Below are 13,642 nucleotides of genomic sequence, written 5' to 3'. Positions count from 1 at the left end.
CCCAAGCCGGATTGGGCATGGGTCTTTGGACCTGAAACGGCGGCTTTGATCTAATCGGCGAGGACACGTTGCAGGCCGGTGCTTGCAAGCCAGGAGCGGTGCAGCATGAGTTCGATGACGATTGGACCAATTGCGAGCCAGGCTGCCGATCCATCCGAGCGCAGCGCGTTGCTGTTCTGGATGATCTTCACCGGGCTCTCGATCTTTGCCGTCGTGCTGTTGTGGCGCTTCGGCCTGATCCATCTGATGCTGACCTCGGACCGCACTTACATTTCCAGCGTCATCGCGGCGCTTTACATTGTCACCTGCGGCCATTGCTTCCTGCGGACGCGGGCGATCGCGCGGGAAGGGGCGGCGGCGCGGCGCTGCCGCGCAGTGCTGTCGGCGGCCGGCGGCAGCAAGGCGCTCGATGCGAGCTCCGTGGCGCTGCCGCGCGGACTGGTGCGCGACCACATCGAAAGCCTGGTGACCAAGGCCGCCGCGCAGGGCTATCGCCCGGTCGATCAGACGCTGCTGCTGCGGACGCTCGCCGACCGCCTGCGCGGCTCCAACGGGTTCGGGGCCTTCGTCTCGGATACGCTGATGAAGCTCGGCCTGCTCGGCACCATCATCGGCTTCATCATCATGCTGGCGCCGATCGCGGGGCTCGATGCCGCAGACAAGGTCGCGATGCGCTCCTCGATGGGCTTGATGAGCGACGGCATGGCGGTCGCGATGTACACGACACTCGCCGGCCTCGTCGGCTCGATCCTGGTCCGCATCCAGTACTACATGCTGGATGCCGCGACCCAGCGGGTGTTCTCGGATGCGGTGGTGCTGACCGAGACTTATGTGACGCCGGTGCTCGAGCGAAAAGGCGCTGGAACGCCGTCATGATGGATGATTTCGGTCTCTATCCGCGCGAGGAGCCGTTCGATCCCCTCGGCGTGATGCTGTTCAAGGCGCTGCAGGTGATCGCGTTCCTGTTCTTCCTGGCGTTGCTCGCGGTCTCTCCGGATGCCAAGGACGGCAAGATCGATTCCAAGGCGGAGTTCATGATCACGCTGGACTGGCCGGACAACCACCCCGACGATCTCGACCTGTTCGTGCAGGATCCCGCGGGCAACATCGCCTGGTATCGCCACCGCGAGGCCGGCTTCCTGACGCTCGACCGCGACGATCGCGGCGGGGCCAACGATTTCATCATCGTCAACGGCAAGAAGATCGCCTCGCCCATCCGCGAGGAGATCGTCACCGTGCGCGGCATCCTCGCCGGCGAATACACCGTCAACGTCTCGCATTTCGTTGCCACCACCGGCGCGCCTGTGACAGCCAATGTGAAGGTGCAGAAGCTCAATCCGATCGCGCAGGTGATCTTCGACAACAAGTTCACGCTCGACCACACCGGCGATGAGAAGACCGCGGTCCGTTTCCGGATCGATGCGGAAGGCAAGGTCGTCAATGTCGATCAGCGACCGAAATCGCTGCTGGAGACGTTTCGCAGCAGCTGGCGCAACGGCGCCGACGTCGACCCCAAGACCGGTGTGAGCAGGAACGCTGTGAGGGTGCGCCGTGAGTAATCCGCAGACGGTCATCCTGACGCTGTCGGTCGCGTATGCCGTCATCGGCGCGCTGCTGCTGGTCGTGCTGGTCTATGCGCGGCTGCACTGGTCGCTGAAGGCGGTCGCCGTGGTCGTGACCAGCACCTTCTACATCGTCAGCTTCACCGAAATGCGCGGCCTGCTCGGCTGGGCCAGCTCCGACCGGCTACCGGCGACCTTCAAGCTGCTGAAGGCCCGCATCGTCGAGCCGCATTCGCTTCAGGGCGATCCCGGCTCGATCTATCTCTGGGTCGAGGCGCTGGACGAGGACAATCGCCCGAGCGGCATCCCGCGCGCCTTTCGTGTGCCCTACAATGACCGGCTGGCCGACAAGACCCACGCCGCGGAGAACGAGATCGCGGCCGGTCATCCGCAAGGCGGGCGCGCCGCGGATTTCGGCGGCGGCGACGGCAGCCTGATCGACATGGTCCGGGAGTATGTGACGCCCAAGACCATCCTGGAGACCAGCGGCGGCAATTCCTCGACCGGCGAGTTCAATGCCCCGCCGGCCGGTGCCCAAGGCGCCGTGTTCACCCCGATTCCGCCGCCTCGGATGCCGCCGAAGGACGAGCAATAGGCCCTTCACCATCACGGCAGGGCAGTGCTGGCAAACGGCCCGGCGCTGGCGCATCTTGTTGACGTCCCTCAATTTGGCCTCATCGGCCTCGAATAGGAACTTGAGGGTGGAGGGTGCGTGCTTCTCGCTGTCTTCTCGGATATCCATGGCAACCGGCAGGCGTTCGAGGCCTGCCTGAAGGTTGCCCGCGCCAGGGGCGCGGAGCAGTTCGTCCTGCTCGGCGATTTCGTCGGCTATGGCGCCGATCCGGAATGGGCGGTGGACACCGCGATGCAGCTGGTCGCGCAGGGCGCCGTCGCGGTGCGCGGCAATCACGACCAGGCGATCAATTCCACGGCCGAGACCATGAACACCGAGGCGCAGATCGCGATCGAATGGACCCGCGGCCGCCTCGACACCGCGCAGCGGCGGTTCCTGGCCGAATTGCCGATGCAGGTGGAGGACGATGGCCGCCTGTTCGTGCACGCGGAAGCCTCGCATCCGCAGCGCTGGCACTATGTCCGCTCGACCGTGGACGCCGCCAAGAGCCTGATTGCGACGCAGGCCCACGTCACCTTTTGCGGCCACATCCACAGGCCGGCGCTCTATTCGATGTCGGTGACGGCGAAGATGACGAGCTTCGTGCCGAAGACCGACGTCCCCGTGCAGCTCCTGCGCGGACGGCAATGGCTCGCGGTGCTCGGCTCGGTCGGCCAGCCCCGAGACGGCGATCCGTCCGCGGCCTTCGCGCTGTTCGACACCGTGTCGAGCCAGATCACCTATTGCCGTGCGCCCTACGATATCGAGACGGCCGCGAGCCGGATCCGCGACAACGGCCTGCCGCATTGGCTCGCCGACCGGCTTTCGCAGGGGCGCTAGAGGCCGATGCCGAAACCCCTGGTCAAATCAGGTGCGGAGATCGACGGATACACCATCGGCGAATGCGTGCATGCCGGCGGCATGGCGACGCTGTGGACCGTCACCCATCCCGGCCTCGACGTGCCCATGCTGATGAAGATCCCGCGGGTGTCGGAGGGCGAGGACCCCGCCGCGATCGTCTCCTTCGAGATGGAGATGATGATCCTGCCGCGGCTTGCGGGGCCGCACGTGCCGGCCTGCTTCGGCACCGGCGATTTCGCCCGCCAAGCCTATGTCGTGATCGAGCGCATTCCAGGTGCCACGCTGTACAAGCGGCTCTCCGACCTGCCGCTGCCTTATGACGAGGCGCGGCAGCTCGTCGCCAAGATCGCGACGGCGCTTGCCGATCTGCATCGGCAGAACGTGATCCATCACGACATCAAGCCGAGCAGCATCATGTTTCGCGAGAGCGGCGAGGCGGTGCTGATCGACTACGGCCTGTCGCATCACAACCACCTGCCGGACCTCCTCCAGGAGGAATTCCGCCTGCCTTACGGCACCGCGCCCTATATGGCACCCGAGCGGCTGCTCGGGGTGCGCGACGATCCGCGCAGCGATCTGTTTTCGCTCGGCGTGCTGCTCTATTTCTTCACCACCGGCGAGCGGCCGTTCGGCGAGGGCGAGACGCTACGGGCGATGCGGCGCCGGCTGTGGCGCGATCCGCATCCGCCGCGGAAGCTTCGCGCGGATTATCCGCCCTGGCTTCAGGAGGTGGTGTTGCGGTGTCTGGAGATCGAGCCGGTGTGGCGCTATCCGACGGCGTCCCAGCTCGCCTTCGATCTCGCCCATCCCGACAAGGTCAAGCTCACCGCGCGCTCGGAGCGGGTGAAACGCGATTCCCTCGGCGTCGCCTGGCGGCGGCGCTTCAACCAGGGCGCCATGGCACCGCGCGCGAAATCGGACGTCGCAGCCCAGATCGCATCGAGCCCAATCCTCGCCGTTGCGCTCGACACCGCGGAGGGCGCTCCGGAGCTGAACGAGGCGCTGCGCGTGACCACCGAGCGCATCCTCGCCACCTTGCCCTCGGCGCGGCTTGCCTGCGTCAACGTGCTCAAGCTGAACCGCATCGCGATCGATCGGACATTGGACGAGCAGGGCTCCAACAAGCATATCGATCGCCTGGTCGCGCTCAGGCATTGGGCAACGCCGCTCAAGCTGGACGAGAGCCGGCTATCGGCTCACGTGCTGGAGGCTGTCGACCCCGCCGCCGCGATCCTGGAGTTTGCCGAGGCCAACCAGGTCGACCACGTCATCATCGGCGCCCGGCAGAGCTCGTTCCGGCGCACGCTGCTCGGCAGCGTGTCGGCCAAGGTGGCCTCGGAGGCGAGCTGCACCGTCACCGTGGTGCGGCCGCCGCGGATGGCTGGGGACGGCGGCGGGCCGGAGGCCGGCGAAGCTTAGGCCGGCCGGGGTGATTTGCGGGGCTGGATCAGGCCGCGTGGACGGCCATGGCGCGCTTGCGGCGGATCGGCCAGGAGAATTGCGGCCCCGGCTCGCCGTGATCCGCGCTGCCGCCAAAATACTGGATGATCTCGCGGCAAGGCTCGCAATTGAACAGGTTACGCGACGCGGACGCCTTGGTCATTTCCTTCAGGCAGTTCGGGCAATGCGGTTTCATGGGGCGGTCCGGAAAAGAAGTCTCAGTGGCGGCGCGGCGAGCCAAGCGAACGCTCGAGGTCCGAATTGTTGGGCCCGGCATTATCGTCCAGCGTGCCATCGGTGCGCTCGAGGCGGCCGAAGAAATCATCGAGGCTCGGATGCGGGCGCCGTGGAATCCGGCACCTGCGCTTCGGCTGACGCTTCACGAGTGCGATCTGCATGGACGTCAGCCCCTGTCGCGGGCGCGGCGGATGTTGCGGGCCGAACGGGCCGGGGCCTCGACCGGGCCGGCCGATGGACCAAACACGACAAACGCACTGAAACCAATCCACAACGCCACGCCAGTCCAAACCAGGGTCGTCGTCATGATGTGCTCCCGCGAAAACAGGCAGGAATCACTTGCAGTGATTTGCGCGAATCAGTGAAGTCCGGATGAGTACGGACCACGGTTACAATTTTAAGCTTTGCGCGTTGCAGAACCCGTAGAAGCCGCAGTTCTTTCCGGGTGCGACCGACGTACTTTGCCGGTGCGCGCATGATCGAGGATATCCCGGATGCGCCGTGCGTCTCGAACACAGCGAAACCCATAGCGCCCGGTGTAGTCGGTATCGGGCGAACGGGTCGAGCACCCTGACGCAAAGTTGAGGTGGCCGACGCCGCCGCCGATGTCGAGGATTTCGAACACTGCATCCATGGCGTCGAACGAAGTAGCAGTCACGCTGCGTCTGCTCCAGGCCGTGCGCACGATCAGCGCGCGGCGGTCGGTGATCACATAAAGCGTCTGCAGGTCTTGCAGCAGCATCACGAACGGAGCTGCAACCATCCCAACTCCAAGCATCGCGAGAGGTTGGGTCGCTTGGTCGATCCAATCGTTCCTGACGGCGATGACTGTCAGCAACAGCCAGGGGAATCCGATCCACCAGAGAAACCGCCACATCATCATGCGGGCAACGCCGTCGGGCTGACCCTGCCAGACCACCTGCTCCCCCTCCTGAAGGGTCTCGGCGAGCAGGCGCCGCAGGCCTGCGCAAAACAGAGTGGCGCGGATTTCATCCATTCCCATTGGTCGCAGCGGCCGCAAGGCCGGTTCGGACCGCGAAGAGCCGTCAGATCGCCTCGCCGCGCGCCGTTGCCGCCGCGTTGCGGATCGCGGCGATGTTGGTCTTGTAGGCGTCCAGTGTGCCGCCCTTGAACACCGAGGTGCCGGCGACGAAGGCGTTGGCGCCGGCCGCGGCGAGCGCGCCCGCAACATCGGGGCCGACGCCGCCGTCGACCTCGATGTCGATCGGACGGCCCGCTACCATTGCCCGGATGTCGCGGATCTTGTTGATCGCGGAGGGAATGAAGGCCTGGCCGCCGAAGCCCGGATTGACCGACATCACCAGCACGAGGTCGACGAGGTCGAGGACGTATTCGAGCGCGCTGATCGGCGTCGCCGGATTGAGCGAGACGCCGGCCTTCTTGCCGAGCGCGCGGATCGCCTGGAGCGAGCGGTGCAGGTGGGGACCCGCCTCCGCGTGCACGGTGATGTGGTCGCAGCCGGCCTTGGCGAAGGCCTCGAGATAGGGCTCGCAGGGCGAGATCATCAGATGCGCATCGAAGATCTTCTTGGTGTGCGGGCGCATCGCCTTGATGACATCAGGGCCATAGGAGATGTTCGGAACGAAGTGCCCGTCCATCACGTCGAGATGGATCCAGTCGGCACCGGCGGCGTCTACACTGCGCACCTCCTCGCCGAGCTTGGAGAAGTCCGAGGCCAGGATCGAGGGCGCGATGGCCAGTGGGCGGGGGGCGAAAGCTTGTGTCATGGCGCGTTTTCCCGTGGCGGACGGACGACGAATGGCCTCGCCTAACATGGGCCCTTGTGGCGGGCAATGCAGGAGGGACGCGCTTCCTGTGGGCGGAAATTTCTGCCGCTGGCGGCATGAATTGCCGATGTTCCCGCGCCCTGCACGACCTGATGGGTGCGGATTTCATTGAGCTTTTCGCGATGGCACGGTGCTTGCTGACTTCAGCCGCAGAACATTGATCGCGGCATGTCGCATCCCGTTGGAGTTGTGCAATGTTGTTAGCCCTAGGTGCGGTATCGAGCGCGCTCGACGCGATCCAGTCGCTGACGAACTCGAAATCGTCGTCGGCGGCGCACAAGACGGGCGCCTCGCAGAGCGCGCCGGTCAATCCGTTCGCAATCGACAGTGGCAGCAGCAGCACGGCCGGCGCGACCTCGTCGGTCAATGCAGGCAAATATCCGCAGATCTCGTCGGAGACGATGAACGCGCTGTTCGCGGCGCAGAGCCAGTCGGCCGACGGCGCGGCCTCGTCGACGAAGAGCCGGGAGGCTGCGCTGAAGGATCTGTTCTCGCAGATCGACGGGGACGGCGACGGCAAGATCACCCAGTCCGAGTTCGAGGACGCGCTCGGCGCGGGCGGCACCAACCTGGCCCAGGCCGACGACGTGTTCTCGAAGATGGACGCGAATGCGGATGGCAGCATCAATCTCGGCGAGATGACGAAGGCGCTGAGGGGCGGTCACGGCCGTGATCACGCGCAAGGCGCGGGCGATGGCTCGGATTCCTCGTCGCAATCCAGCCGCGGCTCGACGTCGACCACGACGACCAATGCCGACGGCTCGACCACCACCACCGTCACCTATGCCGACGGCTTCAAGATGTCGACGACGGTGCCGGGCGCCGCCAGCGCGTCGAATGCGAAAGGTGGCGGCAACTCGCCTTATGACTGGTTCGGGCAGATGATGCAGCGCCAGGCGCAGGCCACTGCGGGAGCGGCGGCTTCATCGATGTCGATCAGCGTGTGAGTGCATCCTGAAGCTAGAGCATGATCCGGAAAAGTGCGTAGCGGTTTTCCGAAAAGATCATGCTCAAACAATAACCTAAAGCGCGATGACGATTCATCGTCATCGCATCGCGCTTTAGCTCGCATATTCGTGCGTGATGTCACGATAGGCATAGCGGTCGCGGATCTCGCGATTGAAGAACGTTCCTTTTGCGCGCGCATCCCCGAACGCGGCAGCGACCTCGGGCGGAACATCCTCATAGACATAGAGGCGTCCGCTGACGAACGTCACCTTCAGCTCGCGTGTATCGGGCGCATAGCGAAAGAAGCGGATCACGGAAGAGGGCATGGCCGCACACCTTGTCCGTGGGGTAACGCTTTGGGGGCCGTTTCGTTTCTGGCCTAGCCGAACCGGTCCTTCCAGGCCGCCTGCGCGCCCGGAAAGGGCAAGGCCGTCGCGCTGTAGACGCCGCGGGCGATCGCGCGGGCGACCACGTTGGCGGCGATCGTGCCGAGCTCGGTGAGGCCAACCAGCGGCTCGATCGGCTTTTCGCACGTGGCGGCGGCAAACAGCACGTCGCCGTCGGTCGGCGCGTGCACCGGATAGATCGCGCGGGCGAAGCCGGTATGCGCGATCATCGCCAGCCGCTTGGCCTGGGGCTTGGTCAGCACCGCGTTGGTCACGACGGCGCCGATGGTGGTGTTTTCGCGCGCGCTCGCGGCAGGTCCGCCCTTGATGCGCATGCGGAGCATGTCCTCGGTGAACTTGTCCGGCAGGCCGCGTCCGCCGAATTCGCCGTCCACCTCGAACGGTGCCGCCCAGAACCACGGGCCATTGCCGACGGTGACGCTGCCCACCGCGTTGACGGCGACGATCGCCGCGACCTTGATTCCGCTCGGCGTCACGGCCGACGCCGAGCCGAGCCCGCCCTTGAACGTCGCGGTGGTGGCGCCGAAGCCGGCGCCGACGCTGCCGAGGGCGAAATCCGCGCTGGCGGCGGCGGTCGCCGCGGCATAGCCGAGGTCGCGATAGGGCGAGAAGCGTCCCCAGGCCTTGTCGCCGCCATTGAGCAGGTCGAACAGGATCGCCCCAGGGACGATCGGGATCAGCGCTTCGCGAACCCGGTGGCCGCGGCCCTGCTCGGCGAGCCAGGCCTGCACGCCGCCGCCGGTGTCGAGGCCGAAGGCCGAGCCGCCCGACAGCGCCATCGCGTCGACACGCTCGACCGTGTTGGCAAGATCGAGCAGCGCATCCTCGCGCGTGCCGGGGCCGCCGCCGCGAACGTCGATCGCGGCGATCGCGGGAGAATCGAAGATGATCGCGGTCGCGCCGGAGCCGACTTTCGGGTCCTCGGCATGGCCGACCCGGACGCCGGCGATGTCGGTGAGAAGGTTCTTCACGGCGGCCTCGTCGTCGAGAGCAATTCACGATCTGCGATAGCGCAGCAATGCCGCAGGCTCAACAGGCGAGCGCGGTCCTCAGCATCTTGGCGAGCTCGGACTTGCGGTAGGGCTTGGCCAGCAGCAGCACGCCGGAATCGAGCCGGCCGTGATGGACGATGGCGTTCTCGGTGTAGCCCGAGGTGAACAGCGTCTTCAAATCTGGGCGGCGCTTGTGCGCTTCGTCGGCCAGCTGGCGGCCGTTCATGTTGCCGGGCATGATGATGTCGGTGAACAGCAGGTCGATGGTCTCGTCGCTGTCGATGATATTGAGCGCCTCGGCGCCGTTGGCGGCCTCGAGCGCGGTATAGCCGAGACTTTTGACCTGCGTCACGACATACTGCCGCACCAGTGCATCGTCCTCGACGATCAGGATCTTCTCGTTGCCGCCGGTGATGGGCGCATTCTGGAGCGCCTCGAACTCGGTCTCCTGCACCCCGGTCGAGCGCGGCAGGTAGATCTTCACGCTCGTGCCGTGGCCTTCCTCGCTGTAGATCTTGATGTGGCCGCCCGACTGCTTGACGAAGCCGAACACCATGCTGAGGCCGAGGCCGGTGCCCTTGCCGACCTCCTTGGTGGTGAAGAAGGGATCGAACACCCGGTCGATCAGCTCGGCAGGAATGCCGCTGCCGGTGTCGCTGACGGCGATCATCACGTAATTGCCGGCGACGACGTCGGGATTCATGCTGGCATAGCCGTCGTCGAGGAAGATGTTGCGGGTCTCCAGCACCAGGGTGCCGCCCTCGGGCATGGCGTCGCGCGCGTTCAGCGCGAGATTGAGGATCGCGGTGGAGAGCTGGCCCGGGTCGACCAGCGTCGGCCAGGCATCCTCGGTGAGCTGCGGCATGATGCTGATCTGCTCGCCGAGCGTCGGATGCAGCAGCTTGGCGGCTTCGAGCACCAGTGCGTTGACGTCGATCTCGCGCGGCTGGAGCGGCTGCTTGCGGGCGAAGGCGAGCAGATGCTTGGTCAGCTGCGCGCCGCGCTCGGCGGCGTCGTCGATCAGCTTGGTGATGGCGGCAAGCTCGGGCCGGTCGGCGACCGCGTCGCTGAGAATGCCGATCGTGCCCGTGATGACGGTCAGCACGTTGTTGAAGTCGTGGGCGACGCCGCCGGTCAACTGGCCGATCGAGTCCATTTTCTGGACCTGCCGGAGCTGGGCTTCGGCGGCCTGCTTGTCGGTGAGGTCGCGGCCGATGAAGAAGTGGCGCTTCACCGGCTCGGACCACGTGCCCATCCAGTTCAGCGAGACCTCGTGACCGTCGTAATGGTAATAGCGCGCCTCGAAGCTGCGCTTGACCGCGCCGCGACGGGCTGCGCGCATCTCGCTCCGCGTCTTCTCGAGATCGTCGGGATGGATGAACTCGATCGCGCTGTGCCCGACCATGTCCTCGGGGCTGTAGCCGAGAATGTTCTGCACGCTCGGGCTGACCTGGACGAAATTGCCGTAGCCGTCGGTGACCAGGATCAGGTCCTGCGATGTCTCGAAGATGCGCTGCCGTTCCTCGGTCTCGCGGCGCAGCTTCTCTCTGGCCTGCTTCTCTTCGGTGATGTCATGGGCGATCTTGGAAGCGCCGATGATCTCTCCATCGTCGGTCCGCAGCGGTGAGATGTTCAGGACGACGTCCAGCGGGCGGCCGTCTTTACGGGTTCGGACGGTCTCGTGCTGGGCGATCGACTCGTTGCTGGCGATCCGGTTGAGGATGCTCCTGACTTCGCCCTTGCGATCCGGCGGCACGATGATGTCGATCGGCTTGCCGACGGCCTCTGTGGCGGAGTAGCCGAACAGATGTTCGGCGGCCTTGTTCCAGCCGGTGATGATGCCGTCGAGCGACTTGGTGATGATCGCGTCATTGGACGATTCGACCACTGCGCCGTACAGCGCGAGGCGCTTGCCGAAATAGTCGCGTTCCGAGGCCGATTGCTGGCGCAGCCTTCCGACGAGGCCCACCGTACGCGCCTGCAGGCGGACATTCTCGATCAGAAGCACCGCGAGCACGAAGGTCGCCGCGGCGAGGCCGTAGAGCCGGCCGGCATAGAAGCCGAGATCGAAGCGCGCGACGTTGACGATCGCCGACAGTGCGATGTCGAACAGCCAGGCGCACATGACCACCATGAGCCAGATATCGATCACCGTATGCGGCCTGCGGAACCAGAGCGAGACCAGCGCGGCAAAGCTCAGCGACCACACGAAGGACACGACTCCGATCATGGTCGCCGTGTAGCGGCCCTCGCTCAGCAGGACCGGCAACCGATCGTGCTGCGCGGTGACGATCCAGGCGAAGACGGCCATCGCGGCGATGACGCAGAGCACGCTGCCATAAATCGCGTTGCTTGCCGCGCCGCGGATCCGGGGGCCCCCGTCCTTTTCCTTCAGCCAGGCATACGCCATCACACAGAGCGGAAAGCCGGCGTGCCAGACCATGTAGAGCCAGACCGTGGTCTGCCGGCCCGCGCCCAGGAGTCCGGTCGGTGCGAACAGACCGGGGAAGGTGAGGGCATGAACCAGCGCCGCCGCGGCGGTGAAGAGATAGCCGCTCGCGAGCCACAGCAGCGCGCGGGTCCGCAGAATCGCAAATTGCGATAGCAGCAACACGGCCGTGACGATGTCGCTCACGGCCAGCGCGGATTGATAGCTGGCGACGAAGGCGGGGACCGGCAGGAGCGGGGTACCGGCGAAGGGCACGGCCGCGGCGAACAGCAGGGAGGACACACCGACAATGGTCAATGCTGCAGTGCGGTCGGTCGAGGTGGCCGGCAGGGTCGACAGAAAGGTGGTTCGGTCGATCGTTGCAGGCACGTCCAGTTCGCGCGCCTCGGTGTTGAGCAGGTCGGGTTTGAGCATCTCCGCTAGTCTCATTCGCCGGCAATCCGTTCATCGTAGCGGGTTTTGGGCGCGGGTCGTGACGGAACCGGTTTGCGACTCAACCGAGGGTTACAGCTTACCTAATTTCGGTGGATGCACGGAACAGGGATCAGTAAGGTGCGCTTTACGGGGCGGGGTCATAATGCCCATCCGCTGCGGCGGGTTCCAGGTTTGAAACAGGCGATTTTGGTTTCGAGATCGGGAGTTGCTCCGATGCCACGCGTGCTCATCATCGACGACCAGAAGGACGTCCGTGCGATGATCGCGATCGTGCTTCGGGTCAATCGTTTCGAGGTCGTGGAGGCCGAAAGCGGCGCGGCGGGGCTGAAGGCCTTTGCGGAAAGCCCCTTTGACGCGGCGATCGTCGACATCTTCCTCGGCGATACCAATGGCGTCGATGTCATCACGGCCCTGCGCGAGCACGCGCCGGCGCTGCCCGTGATTGCGGTATCCGGGATGACGGCGCTCGATTTCATGGACCAATCGCCCCACCTCGCCAACCTCGCCTGCCTGCAAAAGCCGTTTCGGCCGAACGATCTGCTGCAAGCGCTCCGCAAGGCCCAGGCCGCGGCGGGCGGCGAGATCTCGGCCGCGGTCTGACCGGGCAAAAGAACGCCCCGGCAAGCCGGGGCGCGGTCGCGATGGCAGAGCCGTCGGGGATCGCTGATCGGGATCCCCGACGAGCATCCTTGATCAGGAACCCTTGATCAAGAACCCTTGGCGCCGAGCTCGGCGTAATTGCCCTTGGCGTCCCACTTGTAGACGACATAGTCGATCTGCTTGAGGTCGCCCTTGGCGTCAATTTCGATCGGGCCGAGCACCGTGTCCCACTTGCCGGCCTTGATGGTCTCCATGACCTTCTTGGCGTCGGTAGTGCCGGCCTTCTTGACCGCCTGCGTCCAGACCTGCAGCGCAGCGTAGGTATAGAGCGTATAGCCTTCCGGATCGATGCCCTTGGCCTTGAACGCCTCGACGATCTTCTTCGCGGTCGGCTTGTTGCGCGGATCGGGACCGAAGGTGAACAGCGTGCCTTCGCCGGCGGGACCGGTGATGGAGGCGTACTCCTTGTCGGCGAGCGCGTCGCCCGACATCAGCACCGTCTTCAGGCCCTGATCGCGCATCTGGCGCAGGATGAGGCCGGCTTCCTGATGGTAACCGCCGACATAGACGAGCTCGACATTCTCCTTCTTCAGGCGCGAGACGATCGCGTTGAAGTCCTTGTCGCCCTTGTTGTAGCTCTCGTAGAGCTTCTCGGTGATGCCGGCCTTGTTGAGCGCCTTCTTGGTCTCGTCCGCAAGTCCCTTGCCGTAGGTGGTCTTGTCGTTGAGGATGGCGATGTTCTTGCCCTTGTAGTTCTTGGCGATGTATTGCGCGGCGATCAGGCCCTGCTGGTCGTCGCGGCCGCACACCCGCGCCACGTTCCACAGCTTGCGCTCGGTGAAGAGCGGGTTGGTCGAAGCCGGTGTGATTTGCAGGACGTTGCCGTCCGCATAGGCTTCAGAGGCCGGGATCGAAGACGACGAGCAGAAATGGCCGGCGACGAACGGGATCTTGGCGCCGGCGATCTTTTCCGCCACCGAGCGGGCCTGTTTCGGATCGCAGGCGTCGTCCTCGGCGTTGAGCGCGAGCTTCTTGCCGTTGACGCCACCGGCGGCGTTGATGTCGGCGATGGCCATCTCGGCGCCGTTCTTCATCTGGCGGCCGAAGGCGGACTCGCCGCCGGTCATCGGGCCTGCGACTGCGACGGTGACATCCTGCGCGAATGCCGCGCTCGACAGCGCGAGCGATGCGCCGAATGCTAGACCGATGAGCTTCAGTGATTTCATGAGATACCTCGCGGGTGGTCGCCTGTGGAAGTTGCCGGGCATGCCCGGTTCAAACCGGCGCCAT

Annotated in this window: 16 protein-coding genes; 7 read left to right on the top strand and 9 right to left on the bottom strand. The window is 65.3% G+C overall.

What is annotated here, in order from left to right:
* Positions 1 to 105 precede the first annotated feature (105 nt).
* The 5 genes from N2602_RS25980 to N2602_RS25960 all read left to right on the top strand — a co-directional run bounded on the left by N2602_RS25980 (position 106) and on the right by N2602_RS25960 (position 4,455).
* On the top strand, positions 106 to 876 hold the full coding sequence (locus N2602_RS25980; RefSeq protein WP_260379860.1) for a MotA/TolQ/ExbB proton channel family protein: 771 nt from the start codon (positions 106 to 108) through the stop codon (positions 874 to 876).
* Positions 873 to 1,559, top strand: a complete 687-nt coding sequence (locus tag N2602_RS25975) for a hypothetical protein (RefSeq protein ID WP_260379859.1) — start codon at positions 873 to 875, stop codon at positions 1,557 to 1,559. Before N2602_RS25980 ends, N2602_RS25975 begins: the two co-directional genes overlap by 4 nt.
* The gene (locus tag N2602_RS25970) at positions 1,552 to 2,157 is read left to right on the top strand and encodes a hypothetical protein (RefSeq protein WP_260379858.1); all 606 of its coding nucleotides are present in this window, start codon (positions 1,552 to 1,554) and stop codon (positions 2,155 to 2,157) included. Before N2602_RS25975 ends, N2602_RS25970 begins: the two co-directional genes overlap by 8 nt.
* 117 nt (positions 2,158 to 2,274) lie before the next feature.
* Positions 2,275 to 3,015: a metallophosphoesterase gene (locus N2602_RS25965; RefSeq protein WP_260379857.1), complete on the top strand. Its 741-nt coding sequence runs from the start codon at positions 2,275 to 2,277 to the stop codon at positions 3,013 to 3,015.
* Between the two features lie 6 nt (positions 3,016 to 3,021).
* Complete coding sequence (locus N2602_RS25960; protein WP_260379856.1) at positions 3,022 to 4,455, top strand: bifunctional serine/threonine-protein kinase/universal stress protein; 1,434 nt, start codon at positions 3,022 to 3,024, stop codon at positions 4,453 to 4,455.
* A 28-nt stretch (positions 4,456 to 4,483) separates the two neighbouring features.
* Here the strand turns inward: N2602_RS25960 and N2602_RS25955 are convergent, their stop codons facing one another.
* The 5 genes from N2602_RS25955 to rpe all read right to left on the bottom strand — a co-directional run bounded on the left by N2602_RS25955 (position 4,484) and on the right by rpe (position 6,461).
* Positions 4,484 to 4,672, bottom strand: a complete 189-nt coding sequence (locus N2602_RS25955; protein ID WP_025037262.1) for a hypothetical protein — start codon at positions 4,670 to 4,672, stop codon at positions 4,484 to 4,486.
* A 22-nt stretch (positions 4,673 to 4,694) separates the two neighbouring features.
* Positions 4,695 to 4,874, bottom strand: a complete 180-nt coding sequence (locus N2602_RS25950) for a hypothetical protein (RefSeq protein ID WP_260379855.1) — start codon at positions 4,872 to 4,874, stop codon at positions 4,695 to 4,697.
* A gap of 5 nt (positions 4,875 to 4,879) precedes the next feature.
* Complete coding sequence (locus N2602_RS25945) at positions 4,880 to 5,020, bottom strand: hypothetical protein (RefSeq protein WP_212258047.1); 141 nt, start codon at positions 5,018 to 5,020, stop codon at positions 4,880 to 4,882.
* Positions 5,021 to 5,110: 90 nt separating this feature from the next.
* Entirely contained in the window at positions 5,111 to 5,710 is a 600-nt protein-coding gene (locus tag N2602_RS25940) for a hypothetical protein (protein ID WP_260379854.1), read from the bottom strand.
* Between the two features lie 49 nt (positions 5,711 to 5,759).
* On the bottom strand, positions 5,760 to 6,461 hold the full coding sequence (gene rpe / locus N2602_RS25935; RefSeq protein ID WP_260379853.1) for a ribulose-phosphate 3-epimerase: 702 nt from the start codon (positions 6,459 to 6,461) through the stop codon (positions 5,760 to 5,762).
* A 254-nt stretch (positions 6,462 to 6,715) separates the two neighbouring features.
* Between rpe and N2602_RS25930 the strand changes: the two genes are divergently transcribed.
* Positions 6,716 to 7,468, top strand: a complete 753-nt coding sequence (locus tag N2602_RS25930) for an EF-hand domain-containing protein (protein ID WP_260379852.1) — start codon at positions 6,716 to 6,718, stop codon at positions 7,466 to 7,468.
* Positions 7,469 to 7,582: 114 nt separating this feature from the next.
* Here N2602_RS25930 and N2602_RS25925 read toward each other — a convergent pair whose 3' ends face one another.
* From N2602_RS25925 to N2602_RS25915, 3 genes are read right to left on the bottom strand one after another with little or no spacing between them, the layout of a single operon-like run.
* On the bottom strand, positions 7,583 to 7,795 hold the full coding sequence (locus N2602_RS25925) for a KTSC domain-containing protein (protein WP_260379851.1): 213 nt from the start codon (positions 7,793 to 7,795) through the stop codon (positions 7,583 to 7,585).
* A gap of 53 nt (positions 7,796 to 7,848) precedes the next feature.
* On the bottom strand, positions 7,849 to 8,847 hold the full coding sequence (locus N2602_RS25920) for a P1 family peptidase (RefSeq protein ID WP_260379850.1): 999 nt from the start codon (positions 8,845 to 8,847) through the stop codon (positions 7,849 to 7,851).
* 58 nt (positions 8,848 to 8,905) lie between these two features.
* On the bottom strand, positions 8,906 to 11,731 hold the full coding sequence (locus N2602_RS25915) for a PAS domain S-box protein (RefSeq protein WP_260379849.1): 2,826 nt from the start codon (positions 11,729 to 11,731) through the stop codon (positions 8,906 to 8,908).
* 234 nt (positions 11,732 to 11,965) lie between these two features.
* Here N2602_RS25915 and N2602_RS25910 point away from each other — a divergent pair, with 234 nt between their 5' ends.
* Entirely contained in the window at positions 11,966 to 12,352 is a 387-nt protein-coding gene (locus N2602_RS25910; RefSeq protein WP_260379848.1) for a response regulator, read from the top strand.
* Positions 12,353 to 12,459: 107 nt separating this feature from the next.
* Here N2602_RS25910 and N2602_RS25905 read toward each other — a convergent pair whose 3' ends face one another.
* Positions 12,460 to 13,578, bottom strand: coding sequence for a branched-chain amino acid ABC transporter substrate-binding protein (locus N2602_RS25905; protein ID WP_172782997.1), 1,119 nt, complete (start codon positions 13,576 to 13,578; stop codon positions 12,460 to 12,462).
* Positions 13,579 to 13,642 lie beyond the last annotated feature (64 nt).

The organism is Bradyrhizobium sp. NC92, assembly GCF_025200865.1.
In the GTDB taxonomy this organism is placed as follows: domain Bacteria; phylum Pseudomonadota; class Alphaproteobacteria; order Rhizobiales; family Xanthobacteraceae; genus Bradyrhizobium.
Note: the sequence above shows the minus strand (reverse complement) of the source record. Positions and strands in the feature narration are given on the sequence as shown.